This window comes from Acidimicrobiales bacterium (assembly GCA_030747595.1).
Taxonomy (GTDB): Bacteria; Actinomycetota; Acidimicrobiia; order Acidimicrobiales; family MedAcidi-G1; genus UBA9410.
In genome coordinates this window covers 241,370-266,702 of the sequence record JASLKK010000001.1, presented here as the reverse complement: position 1 = coordinate 266,702, position 25,333 = coordinate 241,370, and the positions used below count along the sequence as shown (strand labels likewise).

General features: G+C 69.0%; 19 protein-coding genes. 7 read left to right on the top strand and 12 right to left on the bottom strand.

Translation table 11 applies throughout. The features are described 5' to 3' along the window. Nucleotides 1–3: 3 nt before the first annotated feature. Nucleotides 4–1,488, bottom strand: a complete 1,485-nt coding sequence (locus QF777_01160) for a DUF5719 family protein (GenBank protein MDP6910159.1) — start codon at nt 1,486–1,488, stop codon at nt 4–6. Next, nucleotides 1,485–4,760 (bottom strand): hypothetical protein, encoded by a 3,276-nt coding sequence (locus QF777_01155; protein ID MDP6910158.1) that lies wholly within the window; start codon nt 4,758–4,760, stop codon nt 1,485–1,487. Before QF777_01155 ends, QF777_01160 begins: the two co-directional genes overlap by 4 nt. Before the next feature lie 124 nt (nt 4,761–4,884). Here QF777_01155 and QF777_01150 point away from each other — a divergent pair, with 124 nt between their 5' ends. From QF777_01150 to cofE, 4 genes are read left to right on the top strand one after another with little or no spacing between them, the layout of a single operon-like run. Then, nucleotides 4,885–5,805, top strand: coding sequence for a GDP-mannose 4,6-dehydratase (locus QF777_01150; protein ID MDP6910157.1), 921 nt, complete (start codon nt 4,885–4,887; stop codon nt 5,803–5,805). Between the two features lie 4 nt (nt 5,806–5,809). Next, the gene (gene gmd, locus QF777_01145) at nt 5,810–6,850 is read left to right on the top strand and encodes a GDP-mannose 4,6-dehydratase (GenBank protein MDP6910156.1); all 1,041 of its coding nucleotides are present in this window, start codon (nt 5,810–5,812) and stop codon (nt 6,848–6,850) included. A gap of 18 nt (nt 6,851–6,868) precedes the next feature. Further along, the gene (gene cofD / locus QF777_01140) at nt 6,869–7,852 is read left to right on the top strand and encodes a 2-phospho-L-lactate transferase (protein ID MDP6910155.1); all 984 of its coding nucleotides are present in this window, start codon (nt 6,869–6,871) and stop codon (nt 7,850–7,852) included. Further along, entirely contained in the window at nt 7,849–8,559 is a 711-nt protein-coding gene (gene cofE / locus QF777_01135) for a coenzyme F420-0:L-glutamate ligase (protein MDP6910154.1), read from the top strand. Before cofD ends, cofE begins: the two co-directional genes overlap by 4 nt. Before the next feature lie 91 nt (nt 8,560–8,650). Here the strand turns inward: cofE and QF777_01130 are convergent, their stop codons facing one another. From QF777_01130 to QF777_01095, 8 genes are read right to left on the bottom strand one after another with little or no spacing between them, the layout of a single operon-like run. Further along, nucleotides 8,651–10,456 (bottom strand): hypothetical protein, encoded by a 1,806-nt coding sequence (locus QF777_01130; protein MDP6910153.1) that lies wholly within the window; start codon nt 10,454–10,456, stop codon nt 8,651–8,653. 46 nt (nt 10,457–10,502) lie between these two features. Continuing rightward, nucleotides 10,503–11,549, bottom strand: a complete 1,047-nt coding sequence (gene galE, locus QF777_01125; protein ID MDP6910152.1) for a UDP-glucose 4-epimerase GalE — start codon at nt 11,547–11,549, stop codon at nt 10,503–10,505. 3 nt (nt 11,550–11,552) lie between these two features. Next, entirely contained in the window at nt 11,553–12,587 is a 1,035-nt protein-coding gene (locus QF777_01120) for an NDP-sugar synthase (GenBank protein MDP6910151.1), read from the bottom strand. 11 nt (nt 12,588–12,598) lie between these two features. Then, entirely contained in the window at nt 12,599–13,285 is a 687-nt protein-coding gene (locus QF777_01115) for a hypothetical protein (protein MDP6910150.1), read from the bottom strand. A gap of 35 nt (nt 13,286–13,320) precedes the next feature. Next, entirely contained in the window at nt 13,321–14,568 is a 1,248-nt protein-coding gene (locus tag QF777_01110; GenBank protein ID MDP6910149.1) for a glycosyltransferase family 4 protein, read from the bottom strand. Nucleotides 14,569–14,570: 2 nt separating this feature from the next. Next, nucleotides 14,571–15,719, bottom strand: a complete 1,149-nt coding sequence (locus QF777_01105; GenBank protein MDP6910148.1) for a glycosyltransferase family 1 protein — start codon at nt 15,717–15,719, stop codon at nt 14,571–14,573. Next, nucleotides 15,716–16,870, bottom strand: a complete 1,155-nt coding sequence (locus QF777_01100; GenBank protein MDP6910147.1) for a glycosyltransferase family 1 protein — start codon at nt 16,868–16,870, stop codon at nt 15,716–15,718. Before QF777_01100 ends, QF777_01105 begins: the two co-directional genes overlap by 4 nt. Before the next feature lie 28 nt (nt 16,871–16,898). Further along, the gene (locus QF777_01095) at nt 16,899–18,629 is read right to left on the bottom strand and encodes an LCP family protein (protein MDP6910146.1); all 1,731 of its coding nucleotides are present in this window, start codon (nt 18,627–18,629) and stop codon (nt 16,899–16,901) included. A gap of 92 nt (nt 18,630–18,721) precedes the next feature. Between QF777_01095 and QF777_01090 the strand changes: the two genes are divergently transcribed. Then, a complete protein-coding gene (locus QF777_01090) occupies nt 18,722–19,624 on the top strand; it encodes an aminotransferase class IV (GenBank protein MDP6910145.1) in 903 nt (300 codons plus the stop codon). Nucleotides 19,625–19,666: 42 nt separating this feature from the next. Here QF777_01090 and QF777_01085 read toward each other — a convergent pair whose 3' ends face one another. Continuing rightward, the gene (locus QF777_01085; GenBank protein MDP6910144.1) at nt 19,667–20,410 is read right to left on the bottom strand and encodes a biotin--[acetyl-CoA-carboxylase] ligase; all 744 of its coding nucleotides are present in this window, start codon (nt 20,408–20,410) and stop codon (nt 19,667–19,669) included. A gap of 129 nt (nt 20,411–20,539) precedes the next feature. On the opposite strand from QF777_01085, the gene QF777_01080 reads away from it, so the two are divergent. Next, nucleotides 20,540–22,282 carry an acetyl-CoA carboxylase biotin carboxylase subunit gene (locus QF777_01080; protein ID MDP6910143.1) on the top strand — a complete coding sequence of 581 codons (1,743 nt, stop codon included), beginning with the start codon at nt 20,540–20,542 and terminating at the stop codon, nt 22,280–22,282. A 42-nt stretch (nt 22,283–22,324) separates the two neighbouring features. Here QF777_01080 and QF777_01075 read toward each other — a convergent pair whose 3' ends face one another. Then, nucleotides 22,325–23,689 carry an FAD-dependent oxidoreductase gene (locus tag QF777_01075; protein MDP6910142.1) on the bottom strand — a complete coding sequence of 455 codons (1,365 nt, stop codon included), beginning with the start codon at nt 23,687–23,689 and terminating at the stop codon, nt 22,325–22,327. A 51-nt stretch (nt 23,690–23,740) separates the two neighbouring features. Between QF777_01075 and QF777_01070 the strand changes: the two genes are divergently transcribed. Continuing rightward, nucleotides 23,741–25,333, top strand: coding sequence for a glycosyltransferase (locus tag QF777_01070; protein MDP6910141.1), 1,593 nt, complete (start codon nt 23,741–23,743; stop codon nt 25,331–25,333).

The following is a 25,333-nucleotide window of genomic DNA, read 5'->3' as shown; positions in this document are numbered from 1 at the left end:
CCCTCAGTTGCTGGGAACGGGCCGGGCCTCGGTCCCGGCGACCGCCACTGCGAAAGAAGCGGTTGCTCCCTCACCTGTCCTGCTGTGGATAGAGACAATGACCGGCGCCGTGGACTCCACGGCCAGAACCGCCGGTGGTCCGCCCGCCAGATCGAACGAGACCTGCGTCCCGGGCGCCAACTCCACCGAACGCGCCACACCAGCCGGTGCTGTCCCGGCCAGAACCTTCACCTCGATGGTGGCGATTCCCTCGCTGGCTGGATTCATGACGGCGAGGACATCAGCGGTGGCCCCGTACCGATCATTGAGATCCACCACCCACCCTCGAGCCGCCACGACAGCCGCCGGCCGTACCGCCAGGCCGCCCTCTACTGAACTACTGGCCTCTGAGACACCGTCACCTCCGAACCGCTGCACCACCGAAGCGGCGATCGGGCGACCGTCCAGCGTCCTCACTTCCACCCCGAAGGCGTCAGCCCCCTCGAGACGACCGGCATCTAGGTCCACCACGTGGCGCTGGCCGGCCCTCAGCACCAGACGCCACGGCTCCAGGCCGGTCACCTCTTCACCGGTCCGGACCACCACCTCGGCCTCAACGGCCTCCACGCCCGTGTTGACGACCACCACCGACGTACCGGCACCCGGGCTTCCGGTCGACACCGCTCCCGTGCCGACCCCGGGAATGAATGCCCGGGTGGCGAGCTCCGGCACCCCGGGAGCCAGGTCCAGACCCCGGGTGGCCAGGGGGCCCGACCCGTCCGACGCCTGGAGTCGAGTAACCACCACCCGACCCACGCGGACGTCGATGGTGGCCGAAACGACCGCGGAATCGGCGATCCGCTCCGTCACGTCGTAGGCCACAATGGAACGGCCGGGCACCACGACGCCCTGGGAGTCCAAAGTCTCGCGGCGACCGATGTCGCCGACGAACCGTAGATCGGCCACCGCTGCGGCTCGGAACGGATTGTGGAGCAGCACCCAGGCACGATTTCCGGGCCGGGCCGTGGTCGACCAGGGCACCACCCAGGTATCAGAAGCCCTGGTCGTGCATGGCCGACGATCCGCTCCGTCCGGACCGGCCACCGTCTGGCCTACCACGGCGGCACCACCCCTGACCTCGACGGTGACACCGGCGAACATCGCCCCGGAGACGAACTGGCCGGGCGAGATCCTGAGGCGGTCTCCCGGATCGATCCTGAAGGCCCGCTCCACGGCCCGACCGGCTTCGTCCACCACCGTCACCCGACCCTCGGTGGGTGAAGCCGAGATCCCCACCACCTCGACGGTCCGCTCATCGATCCCGTCCAGTTCAGCGGTCGGCCCGGTACAGAACCAGAGGGCCGTCGAGGAACTGTCGAGGGTCGTGGCGGCTCGGGCCTCAGGGCGGGCCTCGGCGCCTGACACCTCGACCGGTCCGGAAGAGAGCGCGGCCGCCGCAGCCGTCATGGCAGCCAGCACCAGGATGGCCGGACCCCGGGTGGCGTTCATCGGATCCCCGCCCGCTGCTGTCGTCGCTTCGAGTCCCGGGACGTGCGAGCCCAACTGGCCAGCAGCACCAACACGGCGACCAGTACCAGTTGGATCTGGCGACGCCGGGCTAGCCCGTCATCGTCGACCTCGAACGTGGCCATGCTCCCGGTGGCCACCCTGACCGATGGCCGCCCCGGTACTCCATGGTCCGCGTCGGGCGCCAGTACCGTCGCCGGCTGCCCGTCGACCCCGACTTCCCAGCGGTCGTCGGGACCCACCATCCAACGCAGGGCGCCGTCCGCCGGAACCTCGACCACCCACCGGGTCAGCGAACGGCGGGTCACCCCAGCGGGGACAACCCGCCGGTTCCGGTCCCGAACCACCGAGAACGGGGCCTCTACCGCTGTGTTGCGATACACGGTCACCGACCGGTTCACCGCCTCGACGCGCTCCAGGTCGAGTTGTCGGGCCAGCACTTCGGTGAGACGGCCGGGTACCGGTCGCTCGACGCCCGGGCCGGGGACCGGGGCCGATCGCTCGACGACCACCACCCGGGCCACCCCCCATCGGCCCAGATCGGCCCCCAGTCGGTGGGTGGCACCGTCAAGCGCGGAACCCACGGCATCTCGCAACGCCACCATCGCGGTCGTCTCACCCGGCGACCACTGGTCAGACAGGTCCGGTCGCCCGTCGGTCACGGCAAGCGCCAGGCGGTCGAATCGATCCGACGGCACGCCGGACGAACGATCGCTCCACGAAAGCGGGATTCCCGCTGCCGGAAGCACGAGTGGATCCCCGATCCACAGGACACGGGCATCCCCACCGGGCACCGTGTCACCATCAGCCAGACGGGCCCCGGCCCCGGGCAGCGCCACCGTCAGATCGGCACGCGGCACTCCCCAGTCGCCGGCGAACGAACCGGTCAGGACCGGCAACGCCCCGATGGCCAGGCTGATCACCACTGCTCCTAGCAGCCCGTTGCGAACCACCCGGGCCATTCGACCCACGTGGACCTGTGCGGCCAGGTGGGCCAGGTCGGCACCCAGCCCGGCCACCCCGGCTGCCGATACCCAGGCAAGGCCGAGGGCCACCGGCACGAGGAGGACCGCCGGATCCACCGACCGGAGGAACGAATCTTCGACCCCTAGCCAACCCTGGTCCACTGATACCAGCACCACAGCCCCTGCAGCGGCCACGAACCAGGCTCGGACGACCACCGAGAGGTGCCGTCCCCGTGCCGTACAGAGGGCCAACAGCGGAAGGACGAACAACCCTGTGACCGCTGTCGGCCCGTCGGCTCCCGGCGCCAGGGCCAGAACCCCGGAGAGGCCGATCGATCCCGTCGCCTCCCAACCGCCGCCCGATGCCGATCCCCACCAACCGCTCCAACCTGCACCGTCGCGTCCCGCGACGACTACGGCCGCCGGCAGGTGGACCACGGCAGCCAACATCGTCCCACCGCCGACCACCATCGTCAGCCGAACCAGCCCATCGAGGCTCCCTGACAGCACCGTGCCGGCCGCCAACCCCACGACGATCAGGCAGGCAGGAACCAACAGGACTGGATCCACGGCGACTACTGCGGCCAGGGCCAGGCCGGTCATCACCACGTCGGCCCACAGGCCCCTCAGACGGGTGCCTGGGCCTGGATCGCCGCCCCGAACGCCGTAGGGAGCCATGGCCTGGGCTCCGGCCAGTCGGCGAGCCAACCAGGGCAGGACGGCATAGGCGGCCAGAGGGGCCAGGCGTCCGACGCGAAGTGCGTCGTAGGGAATCGGAACCGCCAGATATACCAGCACGGCAACGGCGCGTGACCGGCCGCCGCCCACCGGGCGTACGAGGCGCCAGACGCCAAGCGCCCCCACGGCGAACGCACCGAGGATCAGGACGGTCCACGCGGAATCCGGCGAACCCGGCCACCGGTCGACCAGCAGACCGACGAGGGCCAGACCATCAGGCCCTGACCCCGAGGCCCCCATCCCCGTGGATCGCCAACCGGCCCACCACGAGTCCACCAGGGCTCCCGGTGCCTCCGGTAGCCGCTGGAGGCGGCCGACGACCGGCATCCCGTCGGTCACCAGAGAACGAGAACCGAAGCCCAGAACCACTGCGGCGATCATCATGGCCAACCCGCCCGGGCCGAACACCGCCCCGAAGGCGCCATTCAGCCGCCGAAGCCCTTCGGACCGGTCGTCGTCTCCAGCCAGATCCCGCCCGGTGGCTACCCGTCGGAACGCCAACCACCACGAGGCCCGCTGACCCTGATACCCCGCGCTAGTCGAGCCCCGACCGGCCGGGCCAGCCCCAGCGAGTCGTCGGGCCGAGCCGATGCGGCGGAGGTTCCAGGTCCAGGCGGCGAGCAACCCACGGGCATGCCGTAGCCGGCCGGTGGCCATGCCATACAGGGCCCCGACCACCGTCGCCGCCGCCAGCACGGGGACCAGCACGGCCAGTCGACCGAGAGGTGCGGCCAAAGCCTGTCGGAGCCGGAACCTCGACCGGACGAGTTCCGGAGGGTGCCGTACCGCTTCGGGGGCGCCGACCCGTCGGGCGACCGCCGACGGGACCACCAGCACCGACGCTCCGGCAGAACCGGCCCGTTGGCAGAACCCCAGGTGGGCCGTGCCGTCTACCCCCTCGGGATCGAAGCCACCCAGCTCGGCGAACAGGTCGGCACGCACCATCCACGCTGCACCGGCCACCGCTTCGGGCTGGAGGTAGTCGTCGTGCTGACCCTGGTCGAATTCGGGATCGGGGACCACGGGCACCGGCGAACCGAGGGCGTCAAACCACCAACCCATCTCCTCGAGCACCCCGTCCGGACCGATGACCTTGGGCCCGACCACCGCGGCATTGGCCTCCACGGCTCGCTCCACCAGGCGACGCACCGCGGTATCCCCGAGAACGACCGGTCCCGGAACGAAGAGGAGGAAGCGCGGATCGGACGCCGTCGGGTGGGCCGTCGCCCACGCCCGGAGACCGGCCGACACCGCCGGGCCACCGCCGCGCACCCCGGGCGCCTGAACGACCAGAGACGACGGTGCGATCAACCCCACCCGTTCCACGAGCGATGGGCCCGAACCGTCTCCGTCGCGACGGACGTCGACAACCAGCATGTCGGTCCGGGGATGGTCCTGAGAGGCCAGACCAGTCAGCGTCGCCTCGAGCGCCGGTGCCTCGTCGGCCACGACCATCACGGCCAGTACCCGGGCCGACGACGCCCGGGGGGTCGGAGTAACTCCTGCGGCGGGGCTGGGCTGACCGCTGACGGGGGAAGGTGCGGCATCCACGGTGCCGCCGAGACTACTGGCGCGACCCCGATCCACCCGATCGACTCACCGCCCTGACGGGCGCCTGCTCCTACGATGCTCCGATGGACGCTCCCCGACAGGCCCGTTCCCGGATGGCCGACTGATGAAGGCACTGGTCACCGGTGCCGCAGGCTTCGTGGGCCGCCATCTGGTCGCCCACCTGGAGGCCGAGGGTGATGACGTGACCACCACCGATCGGGCGGCGGGCGGCGCCGACCTCCTGGCTACCGAGGACCTCCACAGTGAGATCGCCGCCGCGTCACCTGAGGTGGTGTACCACCTGGCCGGCCAGGCCGACGTGGGTGGGTCGTGGGATGACGCGGCGGGCACCCTCCGATCCAACGCCGAGGGCACGCTGAACCTCCTGGCGTCCGCCCGCCGCCACGGCGTCCGCCGTGTGGTCACGGTGAGTAGCGCCGACCTGTACGGCATTGTCGCCCCCGACGACCTCCCGTTGGCCGAGGACGCCCCGCTCCGGCCGGTGTCCCCCTACGGCGCCAGCAAGGCGGCCGCCGACCTGATCGCCCTCCAGGCCTTCCTCGGCCACCAGCAGGACGTGGTCCGGGCACGGTCGTTCAACCACCTCGGGCCGGGCCAGAGCGACCGGTTCGTCTGTTCGGCACTGGCCGCCCGGGTCGTCGCCAACGAGTTGGCCGGCCACGACGTGGTCACCGTCGGGAACCTGGAGGCCCGCCGGGATTTCACCGATGTCCGCGACGTGGTCCGGGCCTACCGGCGACTGGCCGTGGACGGCGAACCGGGCGCCGCCTACAACGTCTGCACCGGGCGATCAGTAGCCGTCAGCGACATTGCCCACCGCCTCTTGGCCATGTCCGACCGGTCCATGCGTCTCGAGGAGGACCCGGCCCTCCACCGACCGACCGACGTCCCCGAGCTCGTGGGCGATCCGTCCCGCATCCACCACGACACCGGCTGGACACCCGAGATCACCCTCGATGCGACGCTGGCCGACCTGCTCGACGACTGGCGACGGCGCCTTCGTGAGCCGGCCCCGGCAGACTGATCCCATGGCTGACCCCACGGCTGACCCAGCAACCGGCCCCCCTGCTGGAACCTCTACCAACTCTACGACGAAGCGCGCCCTCATCACGGGCATCACCGGGCAGGACGGCTCCTACCTGGCCGAGTTCCTATTGGACCGCGGCTACGAGGTGACCGGCATGGTCCGTCGGAGTTCCACGGTCAACTACGAACGCATTGCCCACCTGATGGATCGAGTCGAGTTCCATTCCGGCGACCTTCTGGACCAGCTGTCCATGGTGGAGGCCGTCCGGGAGCACGCTCCCGACGAGGTCTACAACCTGGCCGCCCAGTCGTTCGTCCAGACGTCGTTCGGCCAGCCGGTCTTGACCGGCGAGACCACGGCCCTCGGTGTGACCCGGATGCTCGACGCGATCCGACTGGTCGACCCGACGATCCGCTTCTACCAGGCCAGCTCGAGCGAGATGTTCGGCAAGGTCCACGAGGTCCCCCAGAACGAGTCCACCCCCTTCCATCCCAGGAGCCCTTACGGGGTGGCCAAGGTCTACGGGCACTGGATCACCGTGAACTATCGGGAGAGCTACGGGCTGCACGCCTGCTCGGGGATGCTCTTCAACCATGAGAGCCCCCGTCGAGGCCTCGAGTTCGTCACTCGCAAGATCAGCCACGCCGCAGCCCAGATCGCCCTTGGAAAGGCCACCGAACTGCGCCTCGGCAACCTGGACGCCAAGCGCGACTGGGGATTCGCCGGCGACTACGTGGACGCCATGTGGCGGATGCTCCAGCAGGACGAACCCGGGGATTTCGTGATCTGCACCGGCGAGACCCACACCGTCCGGGAGTTCTGCCAGGCCGCCTTCGCCCGGGTCGGACTGGACTGGGAGAAGTACGTGGTGGTCGACCAGAAGTTCTACAGGCCGGCCGAGGTCGACCTGCTGGTCGGTGACGGCACCCGGGCCGCCGACCAACTCGGCTGGCAGCCCACCGTCGGCTTCGTGGAGCTGGTCGAGATGATGGTCGACGCGGACATGGCCCTGCTCGAGGGTCGCCTCCGGAACCTGTCCTGAACTGATGGTTCTGAACAGGTGATCACCGTCCTGGCCGGTGGGGTGGGCGCGGCCCGCCTACTGCGCGGCATGATCCGCGCCGTGCCGGCCCACGAGGTCACGGCGATCGTCAACACGGCCGACGACCTGGTACTCCACGGACTGTCGATCTCACCCGACCTCGACACCGTGACCTACACCCTGGCTGAAGCGGTGAACCCCGAGACCGGCTGGGGTCTGGTCGGTGAGACGTGGCAGGCCATGGAGGCCCTGGAGCGGCTCGGCGGGGCGGCGTGGTTCCGCCTCGGCGACCGTGACCTGGGAACCCACCTCCACCGAACCGGTCGACTAGCCGACGGGGCAGGCCTCACCGAGGTGACCGCCGAGATCACGCGGGCGTTCGGCATCAACGCCCGCCTGCTTCCCATGACCGAGGACCGGGTGGCCACCATGGTGACCCTCTCCTCTAACGGGGTTCCCACAGACGGGGCTACCGAGATGGAGATCGGCTTCCAGGACTACTTCGTGGGCCTCCGCCACGACGTGCCCATATCGGGCGTCCGGTTCGACGGCATCAACGCGGCCCGACCGGCACCTGGCGTGCTGGACGCCATCACGTCGGCCGACACGGTGGTCGTGGCACCGTCCAACCCGATCGTGTCCATCGGCCCGGTCGTCGCCGTGCCCGGCGTCGCGAAGGCCCTGGCCGCCCGGCGGAACGATGTGGTCGCCGTGTCGCCCATCGTGGCCGGCTCGGCGCTGAAGGGACCCGCCGAACGCATGCTGCGCGAGCTCGGCCATGAACCAACGGTGGTCGGCGTGGCCCGCCTCTACCGCGACTTCGCCTCCACCCTGGTGGTGGACTCCGCGGATGGCGAACTGGTCGACGCCGTGGAAGCCGAGGGGATGCGGTGCATGGTCACTCCGACGGTCATGACCGACGTCGGCGTGGCCACCGACCTCTGCCGGACGCTGCTCTCGCTGGACCGGCCGGCGGAATCCCCGGCGAGGCAACCCCGATGAGCGGCCCGCTGTCCATTATCCCGGTGACCGGCATCGGCGAGATCGGACCCGGTGACGACCTTGCGGCCATCATCGCCGAAGCCGCCGATCTGGCCGGCGGCGGGTTGCTGGACGGTGACGTGCTGGTGGTGACCCAGAAGGTGGTCTCCAAGGCCGAGGACCGCCTCGTCGACGTGGATCCTGAGGTCGGGCACAAGCCGCTGGTGGAGCGTGAATCGGTCCGGGTGCTGCGACGTCGGGGCGACCTGATCATCAGCGAGACCACGCACGGGTTCGTATGCGCCAACGCCGGAATCGACCTCTCCAACGTGGAGGCCGGGCAGGCCGCTTTGCTTCCCGTGGATTCGGACCGGTCGGCCCGACGGATCCGCGATGCCCTGATCCACCGCTTCGGTGTCGACGTGGCCGTGGTGGTCAGCGACACCTTCGGACGAACATGGCGGCGCGGAGTGACCGACGTGGCAATCGGGTGTGCGGGCCTGCGTCCTGTGGTCGACCTGCGGGGCACCACCGATGCGCTGGGCCGAGAGCTACAGGTGACGGAGGTGGCTGTGGTGGACGAGATTGCGGCGGCCGCCGAACTCGTCATGGGTAAGGCCTACGGGATCCCGGTGGCCGTGGTGCGCGGTGTGGACCCGGCGTGGTTCGGCGACGGGAGCGTTGTCGACGACGTGGTCCGATCCCCCGACGAGGACCTGTTCCGCTAGCCGAGGCAGACCTTTAGGCGCCTCTGGCACCAAACTGTCGGGACTGAAATCGGTTGGACCGGAGATCCGGTTGGTTCTTACCGGCCCATCATCATTTCTTTTCGTATCGGGAGTACACGTGTGGACTGCTGAACGAAAACGATGATCCACAACTCCCGCCTTGATGCTCGATGTGGAGCGTGTCGGCGTCGACCACCTCGATGAGGAACCGGTCGGTGGCACCCTCCGGTCCGTTGGAGTCAGCGGTAAAGGTGTCGTAGCAGTAGATCCCCGACCCTGCTGTCACCTGGGCGAAGTCACGATTCACGGTCCCGGTCGACTGCTTCTGGAAGATCCAGTAGCCGGGATCGGCCACCATGGAAGCGACCGAGACAGCCTGATGGTCGCTGCGTACGTTGTCGTCCACGAGGGCCAGGTGGTCGAGCCACTTGCCATCGACCTCCACGGTGCTGTACCAGAAGCCCTTGGCTGCCCCGACCACGTCCTGGAACACCTTGCCGCAACCAGTCTCCTGGTCCGCCATGATGCCTCGTTCCATCCGCTGGCTGTAGAGCTCGGTCCTGAGGTCGTCTACAAACCAGTCCAGAGGGCACTGGGCACGCAAGATGCCCTCTGGTTGGGCCGTCGGATCGATTGCGAAGTGCAGTTCGCCGTCCCAGTCATATGCCCAGAAATCAAGCCCCGTGTTCGGTGTATCGAGGCCGCCAGCCGTCCCGATCAGGTCGCCTTCTGACAACGGGTAGCCGATTTCATCCATCCACTTGCATTCTTCGGTCATGAAGCCCGCGTAGCCATATGTCTCACACGAGGTCGGCGTGGCCTCCGTGAGGGCTAGGAGATCGTCAGAGATGGTCGATACGTGTCCAAAGCGGATAACGCCCCCAGCACAGACACTGATCTCGACCTGCCAGTCCGTGAAGGTCACACCGGTGTGGTCGCTGGTGAAGTTCGCCAATTTCACGACGGTGCCATTGGCCGGGGCGACGATATTCACAGTGGGTGAGATCTGTTCCGCCCAGCCCGGAAGCAAGAGGTAGACGTGGTCAGTGGTTTGGGTGTGGGCCGGCGGGTTGAGGTGTCCGAGGGGTACGACTCCCATGAGCGATTGGCGATCAATCGGCAGGGTTGTCAGAGCACCTTGGCAGGGCACGGTTGGCCCTGTGGCGCTCGCGGCGCTCGCCAAGAGCTCTCCGGCTTCCGCCTGGCATTCCTCCCAGACCATGAAGAAAGAGGTTCCGTCACCGCCTAGACCTCCAATGAGCGGCAGTGAGCCGAGCAGGCCGTTATCGACGATTAGCTGTTTCGAGGCATCCAACAGTTGTTGTTCGCTGCGGATCATGCAGTCACCGAGGTAGGGCGCAGACCCCCAGTCGGAGCCGGCATTTGCGACGAACGCCTCGATTGCCGCCACGTACTGGGGATCGCTTTCGCTGGACCCGAGTGGCTCCGATGCCGCGGTGGTAGTCGGAACTGACCCATGCGTTGTTGTTGGCGGAACAACCGTCGAAGCAGTCTCCTCCTGTGCCGGCTCGTCCAGGTCGACTGACGATCCTGCCTCTTCGTTGACGGGCGCCTCAGTCGTCGCAGGCGCCTCAGTCGTCACAGGCGCCTCAGTCGTCGCAGGCGCCTCAGTCGTGACAGGCGCCTCAGTCGTCGCAGTGCCAGCAACGGTGGAAGCCGTGGGCGTGACTTCGGTCGTGGTGGAAGAAGTAGCGGTAGACGCGGCGTCATCCGAAGTTGTCGACTGGGAACCAGTCGTAGGAGTGGCAGTCACCGAAGTAGAGGCGACTACCGGATCTTCGGCCATCGCCGGCCCTTCTACCTCCGAGCCACCACCGCAAGCGACCAGTAGGGAAACGAGAAGGCCAAGTGTCAGCCCGGTAGTCCGTCGCCTCATGTACGCCAACGCTAAGACGATGGATCAGTCAAGAACAAGTCCACTATCACGCGTCGTATCCGTCGGGGTGGCGCTGCTGCCAACGCCAGTGGTCCGCCAGCATCTCGTCGAGGTCGCGTGTAGCACTCCAGCCCAGCAGGTCCGCCGCCAGCGACGGGTCAGCCCAGATCCGCTCGATGTCACCGTCGCGACGACCCACGACCTCGTAGGGCACCGGGCGGCCGACGACCCGACCAGCGGCGGCAAGCACCTCGAGCACGGAATGGCCGGTGCCGGTTCCCAGGTTGACTGCCCGGCAGCCCGCTGACCTGACTGGCAGACCCCGGACATCTTCGTCATCCGATCCGACGAGCGCGTCCAGGGCCGCCAGGTGGCCCTCGGCCAAGTCCACAACATGGATGTAGTCGCGAATGGCCGAACCGTCCGGCGTGTCGTAGTCGTCGCCGAATACGGAAAGGCGCTCCCGGCGGCCGACTGCCACCTGCATGAGGTAGGGCACGAGGTTGTCCGGCGTACCACGCGGGTCCTCTCCCAGGTCACCACTGGAGTGTGCGCCCACCGGGTTGAAGTACCGGAGCAGGAGGACATCCAGCCCGCCGACGTCGGCCTCAGCGGCCAGCAACTCCTCGCAGGCCACCTTGGTTGCGCCGTACGGGTTGGAGGCGCCTATTAGAGAGTCCTCGGTGACCGGCAGGCTGGTCGGTTCGCCGTAGACCGTGCACGACGACGAGAAGACAATGCGGGAGACGCCATTACGACGCATGGCTTCGACGACGCCGACCGTCGAGCCGACATTGTTGCGGTGGTAGCCGTCCGGGTCGGCAATCGAACCGCTGACCGACTTGAACGCAGCGAAGTGGACGACTTCGTCGATCCCGTGGTCGACAATGGCACGCCCGACGGCATCCACGTCAGCCGCATCGGCACGGATGAACGGGAGGTCGGGCCGAGTCAGTGCCCGCAGTGCTTCGACTGCTGCCACCGACGAGTTGGAGAGGTCATCCAGCACGACCACGTCGCGGCCGGCGTCGTGAAGCACCACAGCGGCGTGGCTGCCGATGTAGCCGGCCCCGCCGGTGACCAGCACGGCCACCGATCAGCCCTCGTCGGGGATGCGCGAACCGTCGACCCTCGCATCGTCGCCGACCACCTGGCCACGGCCGATCAGGCTCCAGCCGGTGACCTCTGCCCGACGTCCGACCCGTGCACCGGGACCAAGCACCGAATGGCGGACCACCGCTCCGGCTTCGACAACCGCCCCCTCCATGAGGACAGCATCACACACGGTCGCCCCGGACCCCACGCAGGCCCCGGACATGACCACGGCACGATCCACTACCGCGTCCACCGCCACGGAGGCTGTGGCGGCCAGCGGTTCCATTCGGGCCCGGGTCCCGTCCAACAGGTCGGTCTGGGCCTGGAGGTAGGCCTCGGGCGTTCCGGTGTCGAGCCAGTAGGCCTCCGAGCAAACCGCACGGAGGCTCCCTTCGGCAGCCAGCGAAGGAAAGACCTCCCGTTCGATGGATACCCGGCGACCAGCTTCGATGCGGTCGAGGACTGCCGGTTCAAGGACGTAAGTGCCGGCGTTTATCCAGTTCGAGGGTGCCTCGCCACGGGGCGGCTTTTCGACGAAGCCGGTCACCCGGCCGTGGGTCATGTCCCCCAGTTCGACCGAACCGTCGTCGGGTGCGACCGTGACCACCCCGTAACGCGAGGGATCGTCGACCTCGGTCAACGCAATGGTCCCCATCGCTCCCGACGCCCGGTGGTCGGCGACCATGGTCGAGACGTCGAGGTCGGTCAGGACGTCACCGTTCAGAACCAGGAAGGTCTCGTCGATTCCGGCGGCGACGGCGGCGAACCGCACCGCTCCGGCGGTGTCCAGAGGCTCGGGTTCGACGGCGTAGTGCAGCGGCACCCCGACACAGGTCCCATCCGGGTACGCATCGGTGAAGGCCTCGGGATGAAAGCCCATCGACAGCACCACCCGGGTCACCCCGTGGCCGGTTAGATGGGCCACCACGTGTTCGATCATGGGTCGATCCACGACCGGCAGCATCTGCTTGGGTGTGTCCGCGGTGAGCGGACGAAGTCGGGTACCCAGTCCCCCGACGAGGACGACGGCCTGCACGGCCCGACCGGCTAGTCCGCGGCGGTCGTCGTGGGAACCAGCGTCGGCGAATCCGACGCCAGTTTGTCCGGGCTCACGAGGTCCAGGAAGGACATGCGTTCGCTCCGCGGCGCCGGAGGGTCGACCGACTCGGGCACCATGGCAATGGTGAACGCCTCACGGTCCTTGAGGAACCGGATGCCAGCCAGGTCCTCGGTCAGGATCTCTGGGTCGCGATCCAGGTCGTCGGCGTCAAAGCGGGCCACCTTCAACACGGCCGGTTCGCCGCCGCAGTCGAAGCCCTCGGCCACCGTCTCTCCGGTGTCCAGCACGAACGACTGGTCGTCGATGGAGCCGCCGAAGGCCGAGAAGAACTCGCCCAACGTGGCGTCGCGACCCGAGGCCAGTTTGTTGAACGGGTGGATATGGAGCAGGCCGTCACCGTGGGTGTGGATGCCGTTGGGATCGGTCTCCAACACGATCTTGGAGCGGAAGGTGTCGCAGACGTAGACGTCGTACACCGAGTGCCAGTGGTCGCCGACCCGCGGGGCCGAGGTGGCCTCCCGGTCGGTCCGGGCCCAGAAGACCAGGAGGGACCCGAGGACGACGACAAGGGCGACCATTGCCGGAAAGCCGATCTTCCGTCGTTCACCAGTGCCACCCGAAGCTCCTGCCCGGGCGGCGCGCGCGACCTTGCTCGCTGAATCTCCACGTGCCATGGGCGCCGAGGCTAGCGGCGCGCCGGCCCCGATCATCAGGCCCCGGCGCCTCCCAGTTCGGCCACCAGTTCGGCATAGGTGACGGCGACCTGGTCAGGCGACCGCCACGCCTTAGCCCAGCGTCGGCCCGCCTCACCCATCCGGGTCCTGCGCTCCGGATCGGCGACGAGCGCCTCCACCGCCTCGACGAGGGCCTCGACGTCGTCGGGCGGCACGGCCAGCCCGGCTCCCGCCTCGACCACCACCCGGGCCACCTCGGAATCCTCGTCGATGGAGGCGATCAGCGGCCGCCCGGCGGCCAGGACCGAGTAGGTCTTGGACGGGACGCTGGACTCACCCAGGCCGGCCCGCAACGGCACCAGGTGGAGGTCAGCACTGGCCAGCACCTCGGGCACCCGGTCGGCAGGCTGGTAGTCGACCACCACCAGGTTCTTCCGCTGGGCCGCGGCGGCCCGAAGGTCGTCGGCCCTGACTCCTCCCCCATTCACCACGTAGACGAGGTCGTGGCGGTCCCGGTGGCAGTCAGCGGCGGCCACCACGAGGTCGAGCGACTGGGAGTGGCCGAGGTTCCCGGCGTACATGACGACCGTCCGGTCGCCCAGCCCGTGCTCGACCCGGTAACGAGTCATCCGGTCGGCGGGCCGGATCGACTCGGTGTCCACGAAGTTGGGCACCACTCGGACCACCGGGCGGCGGCCCGTACCACCGGCCACGTCGATCTTCCGGGCGACGTTGGCCGCCAGGTCGACGGACAGGACGGTGACGGCGTCGGCCCGCCGGTAAGTGGCCCGCTCCAGCCACCGGAAGAACGCTATGGCTCGGGGCGACCGGATGGCCCCCACCTCGACGGCCACGTCCGGGAACACGTCTTGCACGTTGAATACCAGCGGGCAGCGGTGGCGACGGGACAGCAGCCATCCGGCGGCCCCGAAGGTGAGCGGCGGCGACACGGCGATCACCCCGTCGAACGGCCCTCGGGCAGCCAGGCCAGCCACCGTGGCCAGGCCGGTCAGTCCGATGAACCCCAGGGCCCGGGCCACGAGGTTGCCCTTGTCGGTGGGGAACGGATGGAGGCGGGTCACCGTCGCCGTCCCGTGGTGGCCACGCCGGACCAGTCGACCACGCCACCGGTCCTCCACCCGGTGCTCCCGGTACCACGGCAGCGAGGTGACGACGTGGACGTCGTGGCCGGCACCGGTCAGGGCGTCGACGATGGCCGAAACCACCACGCCGGTGGGAGCCGAGTCGGGCCGCAGGTGCGGGGTCAGGACAAGAAGTCGCACCGTCAGGCCTCCGACCCGCGTCGTGCGGCGGGCGGGGCCGTGGCCAACAGGAGTCGCCACGCCCGCTCCAGAGCATCCGCTGACCCCTCCCAGGTGTGGGTTGTGGCCCCCAGTCGACCAGCGTCGACCAGCGCTCGCCGGTGGTGATCGTCGACCAGTAGTCGCTCCAACTCGTTAGCCCACTGGTCGGGGCCGGCTACCGCCGGCACTACCGAGCCACCACCCACCAGGTCCGCTGCCGGCGTCCCATCCGACACGAGCACGGGCACTCCGGCCGCCATGGCCTCCACCACGGGGAGGCCGAAGCCCTCGTAGGAAGACGGGAAGGCCACCACCGAGGCACCCGAGAGGTGAGAGGCCAGGAGGTCGGCGGGGATCCGTCCGGTCCGGTCGATCCGCTCGGCGTGGGGGCCGCCGTCGATGGCCTTACGAACGTCGCCCTCGGCTCGGCCTGGTCCCCCGGTGAGTACCAGTCGGACCGTGGGGTGTCGACCCGCCAGCAGATGGAACGCCTCGACGAGTAGGACGTGTCGCTTGTGGGGGTGGGTGACCGCCGGATAGAGGATGGTCGGTGGATCCGACGGAACCGGGAGCCCGACGGCAGGCACGACCCCGGACGAGACCACGGCCACTCTCTCGGCCGGGATGGCGAAGCGGTCCATGATCTGATGGGCGACGCCATCCGAGACGGCGACCACCACGTCGGCCCGCCGGATCGAGCGGGGCAGCGCTCGACCCAGGTAGGCCCGCTTGGCCACCGAGAAGTGCTCCGGGTGGTCGAGGGGTTGGAGGTCGTGGACGGTGACGGCCACCGGCGCTCCTGTCCGGGCGGGGATTCTGCCGCCCATGTGGTGGACGGCGTCCAGTAGCCGGGTTCGCGAAGCCAACCACGTTGACTCGGCCAGCAGTCGGCGGCCCCGGTGACGGTTGTCCACCGGGCAGGTCTCGACATCGAGTAACTGGCCCAGTTCCGGGTGGGCTTCGGCCGCCGCTCCGGTCAGGTGGACAACGGGCCGCAGATCGGACGGTCCGTGGGATGCGTAGGCCAGCAGGGTTCGCACGGCGTATTCCTCGCTCCCCCCGACGTCACCGGGCACCAGCCACAGCAGGTCGACGGCGATCCGGGCCGGTCCGGACCGGTCACTGCTCATCGGACCACCTCCCGGTAGACGTCGACCAGGCCTTCGGCCGTCCTCGACCATGGGTGGGCGGCGGCCCGAATCCGGCCGGCTGCAGCGAGGCGGTCGGCTGTCGCTGCGTTGGCCAGCACGGTGGACAGCGCCTCGGCAATGGCCCCCACGTCGGTCGGATCCACCAGCAGCGCGTCGTCGCCGGCTACTTCACCGGTGGCCGTCCCGGCCGAGGTGACCACCGGAGTTCCGTGGGCCATGGCCTCCAGCACCGGGAGGCCGAAGCCCTCGTGCAGGCTGGGAAGGCAGAAGACGTCGGCCGCCTCGTACCAGGCTCGCTTCTCGGACTCGTCCACCGATCCGACGACAACTGCTCGCTCCCCCAGCGGCTCCACGGTCCGGGCCACGTCGGTCCGCCAACCCTCGGGTCCCACCAGCACCAGGGCCACGTCGGTCAGCGTGGCCGACGCCGACATGGCGGCCACTAGGCGATCCAGGTTCTTGCGGGGTTCGAGGGTGCCCACCCACAGGACGAACGGACCGTCAATGCCGTACCGGCTCCGGAGGCGACCCGGCAGGCCGGGTTCCACGTGGGTTGGAACCACGCCGAGGGGCACCACCCGGATCCGGCCGTCGTCAAAGCCGGCGTCGACCAGGTCGTGGCGGGTGCTCTCCGACGGGCAGACGATCCGGTCGGCCCGACGGGCATCGGCCAGCCAGCCCTCGAACATCCGCCGCCCCCGGCGGGTCGCCGCCTCGGGATGCCGCCGCCAGGCCAGATCGTGGATGGTGGCCACCAGCGGGGCGCCGGTCGCCGGGACGGCACCCCCTGAGGCGTGCACCACGTCGGGTGGTACGCCGGAGAATCCGGACATCCGGTCGACCCGTGGCCGCCCGGTCCGGTGCCATGCCTCGTAGAGGACGGGCCTGGGTAGGCGCGAACCGACCAGTGACCCTTCCTGGAAGGCGACCGTTGACCCGGCAGGCCCACCGTCGGTACTGGCCAGTAGCGGCGGCAGGTCACCCGAATGGTGCCTGGCGGTGAGGCCCACCAGGTCCACGTCCTTGCGCTCGGCCAGGGCACGGGCCGATTCGACGGCGGCTACCGCGGTGCCGCCGGGTACCCGGTGCCAGGCTTGTTCGAGCAGGAAGGCCACCCGAAGGGTCGTCATGACCGTCGCCTGGCCGCCACCGGCGCGATCAGGAGCACGCCGAACCATCGGGTCGACGACCATCGAACGTGGTCCGGACCTCGGTCGGTACCCGCATCCCGGCGCGAACGGGAAGGGTGTCGGCTTCCCAGGCGGCCATGCCCACCACCGATGCCGGTTCTGGCGCCGAGGTCTCCTCCTCGTCAACCCGGAGCGGAAGGGTCGCTCGTGCCAAGGCATCGACCTCGCGCAGGGCCCGGGGTACCAGCAGGAAGGAGGCGAAGTCCTCCCCGAGGGTGAGTTCCACGCGGTCGCCGAACGCCGGGTCGTCTACGAAGTCGAACCGGGGGGTGGGGGTGAGCATCTGGGCTACCAGCACGGCCGCCGCGAACCGGTCGCGATGCGCCCGGACGGTGGTGGAGGCCACCGTGGCGCCCGGCTCGGCCTCGATCGGGAAGCCCTTGAGCCTCAGTTGGGTGTGGGCCGGCACCGACTCGTCGACCGGACCCCGTCCATCGACGACGACGACGGGCACGTCCTCAGGTCGCAGCGTGATTCCCCGGAACACGTCGAACACCCGGCGGGCGTCGGACCGGAGCCGCAGCACCGAGGCGGACCCCACCGTGTCGTCGTAGACGGGCAGCACATGACGTCCGAGGTCTGACGGGTCGAAGCCGGCGAACGCGTTGCCCAGGTTGAGGAGGGTCCGCAGGGTGAGGCGGTCGTCGAGCACCACCGACCGGGCGGCCGCCTCGATGAGGTCGTCGCGCACGATCATCGATCGGGCACCGGTGTCGGCCACCCGTTCGAGGGCCAGGGTCAGAAAGTCCTGCTGGCGCTGGTTCCGTTCCAGGTCGTTCCACACGCCGACCCGTTGCCAGCGGCCATCCACGAAGAGTTCCAGCTTGCGGCTCCGCACGAAGGACAACGACGCCCGTCCGTCCAAGGAGGTGCACCCGGCCTCTGTGATGTAGAGGCCTGAGGCCACGTCACGGGCCGGATGGGGGAACCACACTGGTACCCCACCGATCTCGTCCACTACGGCCTCGAAGCCCAGGAAATCGATGACCACGAAGTTGTGGATGGGGACGCCGAAGTTCCTGGTCACCGTTTCGACGAGCGTCGGGGCGCCGAGTTCCATGCCTCCGACCAGCAGTGCCGAAGCCAGCTTCTCCTCGCGGACTGGCACTCCCTCGCGGTGGATCATCACGTAGAGGTCCCGGGGCAACGAGACCAACGAGGCGGTGCCCAGATGCGGATCCAGGCGCAGCAGCATGATGGCGTCGGCGAGTGCCACCCCGGGCGTGCGGTCCCGCCAGCCGGCAGGGTCGTCGTCGTCGAGTCCCACCGCGCTGTCGGTGCCGATCAGCAGGATGTTGCGCGGAGGTGACGGACGGTCCTCGTCGGATTCGGCGGCCACCGGGTCGGCTGAGGAGCCGCCGTCGTCCTCGGTGCCGTCGGCGCCGATCGGCACGTCGAGATCGGCCAGCACTCCGGCCGGCACTTCGATCCGGATGATGCTGCCCACCGCCGCCTCGAAGGAGGCCAGACGGTACGCCCCGAAGAACAGGCCGGCAGCCAGCGCCACGTTGGCCGCGATCAGCAGTCGCTGGGGCCAGGTTCGCCGGTAGGCGGTCTCAGGGGCGGCTTCTCGGGCAGGAGGCCCGTCAGGGGGCGCAACCGTGGCATGGGGGGCCACCACATGGGGGGACGGCGCCTCGACGGAATCAGGCCCATCTGCAGGCCCGTCGACAGGTCCGTCGGCAGGTCCGTCCGACACGCTGCTCAGGTTACCAGTGGCCTTCGGACCCACCCGGGCGCCCCCGCACGGCACGACCCCATCGGAAGGCGCGGGCGCCCTAGCCTGCGCCGATGGCCGATCCGACCGCCCACGACGCTGCATCTTCCGCCGCTACGGGAGTGAGCTGGGTGGATGGACGCCTGCTGGCGCCCGGCGAAGCCGCCCTGCGGGCCGACGACCACGCCATCGTGGTGGGCGACGGCGTGTTCGAGACCACCAAGGTGGTGGGCGGCGTACCGTTCGCCCTCAGCCGACACCTCCGCCGACTCGTCCGGTCCGCATCGGGCCTCGGCCTCGCCGAGCCCAGCGAGGGCCTGATCCGGACGGCCATCGACGACGTGCTGACCGCCGATCCGGCTGCCGGCCTGCTCAGGATCACGTGGTCCAGTGGTCCCGGTCCGCTCGGGTCGGGACGCGGAGGCGGCCCGGGCACGCTCGTCGTGTCCACCTCCGGGGGCAACGTCTGGCCCACCGCCGAGCAGGTGCACCTGGTGCCGTGGGCACGCAACGAGGAATGCGCACTGACCGGCCTCAAGACGACGTCGTATGCCGAGAACGCCATGGCCCTGGCCACCGCCCAGCGGGCCGGATGCACCGAGGCACTGTTCCGCAACACTGCCGGGATGCTGTGCGAGGGCACGGGAACAAACCTGTTCCTGGTCGTCGACGGTCGACTGGTCACCCCGCCGCTGTCGTCAGGCTGTCTGGCCGGAGTAACCCGCGGTCTGGTCCTGGAACTGGCCGGGCGCGAGCCACTGATCACCTCGGTCGGTGAGGTGGAGGTCCGCGATGTCGACCCGGACGAGCTCCTGAGAGCCGACGAGGCCTTCCTGACGTCGGCCACCCGCAACGTGAGCGCCATCTCGGCGGTCACCGGTGAGGTCAAGGCCACCTTCGATCCGGCGCCGGGACCGATGACTGCCCGGGTCGCTGAGGCGTTCGACGACCTCGAGGCCCACATCCCAGATCCCTAATCGCCGGCCCCTGATCGGCGACTGGCGATCTGGCGGCCCGGTTCAGTCCGCCCGCAGGTGGACCACGTCGCCGGCCAGCACCTCGACGGTCGATCCGTCGGCCACCTCGACCACCAGCGCACCGTCGACAGCCACGTCGACCGCCCTGCCCGTCAGGTCGTCCCCGTCGCGCTCGACGCGTACGTTCCGACCAATGGTGGCCGAACGCTCCCGATGAGCCTCGCTGAGCGCCGTTGGACCGTCGGGGCCGCCCAGCGTGGTCAGGTGTCGGTCCAGAGACCACAGCACATTGTCCAGCAGGACCGACGGGTCAACCTCCGCACCGACTCCGACCAGGGAGACCGCTCCCGGTGGCGCCGGATCGTCGGGGCCCGGCCAGGAAACGTTGACCCCCATGCCGACCACCGCAGCCGGTCCGGCAACCATCTCGGCCAGGATCCCCGCCACCTTGCCCTGCAGCAAACCGGTCTCCCGGTCGAACAGCACGACGTCGTTGGGCCACTTGACCATGGCTTCGACGTCGACGGCTTTCGTTTCGAACAGCGGTCCCAGGGCGTCGACCAACGCCACGGCCAGTCCCGAGGTCACCAGGGTGAACCGTTCGACCGGCCAGTCGGGGCGGAGCAGCACCGAGAAGAGCAGGTTGGTACCTGGTGGGGCGTTCCAGCGGCGGTCCAGGCGGCCCCGACCCGCCGTCTGGTGGTCGGTCCGTAACACCAGGCCGTCCTGCGCGCCGGCGGCGGCCCGGGCCACCAGATCGGCATTGGTTGATCCGGTTTCAGCCACCGTCTCGATCCGGAAACGGGGCGGCACGCCAGCATCTGATCGTCCTCCGGCAGATGTCGAGTCGGCCTGTGACCGATGTTCGCCCCTTCGGGGGTGCGTAGGACCTCCCATTCGGGCGATGATAGGGACGTGTTCACCAAGGTACTGATCGCAAACCGCGGCGAAATCGCCGTCCGGGTCATCCGGGCGTGCCGGGAGATGGGCGTGGCCACGGTCGCCGTCTACTCCGATCTCGACCGTGACGCCCTCCATGCCCGTCTAGCCGACGAGGCCTACGCCCTCGGGGGTCAGACAGCCGCCGAGAGCTACCTCGACACCGAGGCCATCCTTTCGGCCATCGACCGGAGCGGCGCCGACGCGGTGCATCCCGGCTACGGCTTCTTCTCGGAGAATGCCGACTTCGCCCGGGCGGTGACTGACCGCGGGGTGACCTTCATCGGCCCGCCCCCGGAGGCCATCGAGGTGATGGGCGACAAGATCAGCGCCCGGTTGGCCGCTGAGAAGGTCGGCGTCCACAGCGTTCCGGGCACCACCGACTTCATCACCGACCCCGACCAGGTGCGGGCGTTTGGCGCCGAACACGGCTACCCGATAGCCATCAAGGCGGCCTACGGCGGCGGCGGCCGGGGGATGAAAGTGGTGGCCGACGAGTCGGCTATCGCCGATGCCATCGAATCAGCCCAACGCGAGGCGTTGGCCTACTTTGCCCGCGACGAGATCTACATGGAGCGGTACCTGACCGCTCCCCGCCATATCGAGATCCAGGTACTGGCCGACACCCACGGCAACGCCGTCTACCTCGGCGAACGTGACTGCTCGGCCCAGCGTCGCCACCAGAAGCTCATCGAGGAGGCGCCCGCTCCCGATCTTCCCGACGACGTGCGGACCGCCATGGGCGAAGCGGCTGTCGCCGTGGCTTTGGGATGCGGATACACCAACGCCGGCACAGTCGAGTTCCTCTACGAGGATGGGGCCTTCCACTACCTCGAAATGAACACCCGACTCCAGGTCGAGCATCCGGTGACCGAGTTGGTGACCGGGCTTGACCTCGTCGAACAACAGCTCCGGATCGCCTCGGGCGAACCACTGGACTTCGGCCAGGACGACGTCACCATCACCGGTCATGCCATCGAGGTGCGCATCAACGCTGAAGACCCGGCCGGCGGGGCGTTCCTGCCCAGTCCGGGTCGGATCGACGCGCTCCGGGTGCCCGACGGCTTCGGCATCCGGTTCGACGGCGGCTACGAAGCGGGCGACGAGGTCAGCCAGTACTACGACAACCTGGTCGGCAAGCTCGTGGTCTGGGGTCGCAGCCGCGATGTGGCCATCCGCCGGACCCTGCGGGCCCTGGCCGACTTCGAGATCCGGGGCGTGGCCACCACCATCCCGGCCGACATCGCCATCTTGGAACATCCCGACTTCTCCGCGGTCGCCCACTCCACCAAGTGGGTGGAAGAGACGCTGGACCTATCCGACGTCTCAGCTGATGCCTGCCCGGCCGGCACCGACGACGTGTCGACGGTTCGCCAGGACATCTCCGTCGAGGTCGACGGGCGCCGCTTCGCGGTGAGCATGTGGGTGCCGGAAGCCGCGCCGACTGTCGGGCCTGCCGCCCGTACCCGGGCCAAGCGGTCAGGAGGCGGCGCCGGCAATCTGGGAAACGGTCGGGTGGCAGTTCCGATGCAGGGCACCATCATCAAGGTGCTGGTCGCTGTGGGCGACTCCGTGGACGCCGGCGATCCGGTCTGCGTGTTGGAGGCCATGAAGATGGAGAACAACGTGGCGGCCGACAAGGCCGGCACAGTGACCGAGGTCCTGGTCGGGCCGGGTGACTCGGTGGGTTCCGGCGACGTGGTGGTGGTAATCGAATAGGACCCGTCGAACGGGTCGCTGTCCGGCCCGGCCCGATGGTTCCTACTCGGCGGCGTCGGCCAGCGCCTCGGCCAACGTGGGGTGCACGAACAGGCTCTCTTGGATGTCGTGCACGGTCAGCCCGGCGGTGACGGCCAGGGCCACGATCGCGATGAGTTCAGCGGCGTGGCGCCCAACAATGGACCCACCCAGTACCACCCCGGTGGCCGGGTCGGACACGATTTTGATGAAGCCCCGCGGGTCGTCGTTGATGATTGCCTTGGGTGATGCCGAGAACGGCACCTTGGTGACCCGGATCTTGCGGCCTTCGGCGAAGGCGTCAGCCTCGGCGAGGCCCACGTCGGCGATTTCCGGTTCGGTGAATACCGCTGAGGCGGCCTTGTCGTAGTCCAGGACCCGATGGGATCGGTCGTCGACGACGCCCATGGCGTGCTCGGCGATCTTGCGGCCCTGCATCTGGGCCACCGACGAGAGCGGGAGCTTGCCGGAAACGTCTCCGGCGGCGTAGATGTGCGGGACACTGGTGCGGCAGTAGGGGTCGATGGGTATGTAGCCGCCGTCCGTTTCAATGCCGACAGTGTCGAGGCCCAGGCCTTCACTGTTGGGGATGGAGCCGACGGCCAGGATCACGTGGCTGCCGGTGGCCATTCGGCCGTCGTCGCAGTGCACCGAGACCCGGTCGCCGTCGCGTTCGACGGACTGGGCCCGGGCCCCCTTGAAGAGTTTGACGTTCCGACGTAGGAAGTCGGCTTCGAGGGCGGCGGCGACTTCAGGGTCCTTGGCCGGGAGGACCTGTTGGCGGCTGACCACCAGGGTGACGTCGCAGCCAAACGATGCGAACATGTGGACGAACTCCACGCCGGTGACGCCGGAGCCGATGATGATCGCGTGCTCGGGCATCTCATCGGGTGGGTAGGCGTCGCGGGTGGTGAGGACGCGTTCGCCGTCGACGGGTGCCCAGTCGGGGATGCGTGGACGGCTGCCAGTCGATAGAACGACTACGTCGGCTTCGATTTCCTCGAGGCCGTCGGCTGTTTCGGCCACCACCTGGTGGGGGCCCTTGAGCGAGCCGGTGCCCTCGATCAGGCGGACGTTCTGGCTTTCGAGCAGCGAGGTCGTGGACCGGTGCAGGCGCTGTTCGATGGTGGCCAGGCGGGTGGCCAGGTTGTCTACGTCGATGCGGGGGTTGACGTCGCCGAGGCCCATTCCCTCGGCCCGGGCCAGGAACGACATGGCACCGCCGGTGGCGATCATGGCCTTGGACGGGATGCAGTCCCACAGGTGGGCGGCGCCACCGACGACGTCCTTTTCGATCATTACGACTTCGGCGCCGTGGCGGGCGGCATAGCTCGCAGCGGTGTTGCCTCCGGGGCCGCCGCCAATTATCACAAATCGTGTGGGTTGCACGGTTTGTGAGGCTACCGAGTCGGGTCAGGTCACCCCCGTAGAGTGAGGGTCGTGCCGGCTGCTTTCCGACCGTTCGGCGTCCGCCGTCGGACGCTCAGGAGCGCCTGGATGCTTCTGCGGTCCGGTGACCTGGCCGGGTTCGCCCGGCGGCTCTGGAGGCGCCTGGCGGGCCTCTGGGGCGCCCTAGGAGCCCGCGACGACCCGATTGACTACGGAGAGTGGCGGAATCGGTGGGTGGACCTCACGGAACGGGACCGAGAAGTGGTGGCCGGATGGCAGTCGGCGACACGGTTCGCCGTATCGGTGGGCGACGGACCGCCAGACGCGGTAGCCGCCACGGTCGGGTCCCTGGGGACCCAGTTGCACAAACAGTGGGCGGTCGGGTCAGAGGCCGAGGATGCCGACTGGGTGTTGGACTTGGAGGCAGGGGTGGTGCTCCACCCGGCGGCGATGGCCACCATTGCCCGGGTCGTAGATGCCGACCCGGGCCTGAGCCTGGTGTACGCCGACCACGACCACCTCGATGATGGGGGGCGGCCAACCGATCCGTGTTTCCTTCCCGACTGGAACCCGGACCTGTTCGACGGGCTAGGTCGGATCGGTGCCCTGGTGGCCCGCCACCGAACGGTGCCTTCCGAGCAGGTAACCGGCCTGGACGGCGCGGTGGTCTACCACCTGCCGTTCGTGCTGGCATCACGTCCTGTCCGGCTACGCGATGCCGACTCGGTGCCGGTTCGCTACCGGTGGCCGGTTGGCGACCCGCCGCCGCGTGTGTCGGTGGTCGTCCCGACCCGGGACCGGGGGCGCCTTCTGGAGGCCTGCCTGACCAGCTTGCGCGACCGCACCCGGTACCCGGATGTGGAGGTCGTGGTGGTCGACCACGAGTCCAGCGAAAGGCGAGCCCGAAGGCTGATCGATGGGTTGGTCGACGACCCGGGCACCGTGGTGGTGCCATTCTCGGGACCGTTCAACTTTGCGGCGATGTGCAACCGGGGGGTCGCTGCGGCCTCCGGCGAGGTGGTGGTGCTGCTCAACAACGACACCGAGGTGATAGCCAGTGACTGGCTCGACGAGTTCGTGGGCCAGTTGGCCCGCCCGGAGGTCGGGGTGGTCGGGGCGTTGCTGTTGTTCGGCGATGGGACGATCCAGCACGCCGGCGTGCACCCGGGGGTGGGTGGTCTGATGGGTCACGGCCACAAGCATTGGCCGGGTGCCGACGCCGGCTACCACGGGCGCCTCACCGTGGCCCACGAGGTTGCGGCGGTGACCGGGGCCTGTCTGGGCACGACACGAGAGTTGTGGGACCGCCTAGGCGGGTTGGACGAAGAACGCCTGGCTGTGGCCTACAACGACATCGACCTGTGCCTGAAGGCCCGGACAGTCGGCTTACGGGTGGTTCTGGCACCCCACGCGGTGCTGCACCACCATGAGTCGGTGTCGCGGGGCTACGACGACGATCCAACCCGCCGGGCCCGCCTGTCCGCCGAGGTGGCAACCATGGAGGAACGGTGGGGCGACCTCCTGCACACCGACCCGGCCCACAACCCGAATCTGGCCCGTAAGGGCGACGGGTTTTCCGTCGCTGCCCAACCCCGAGTTATCCGACCTTGGCGACCAGATGACCAAACGGAGCATTTACCATGA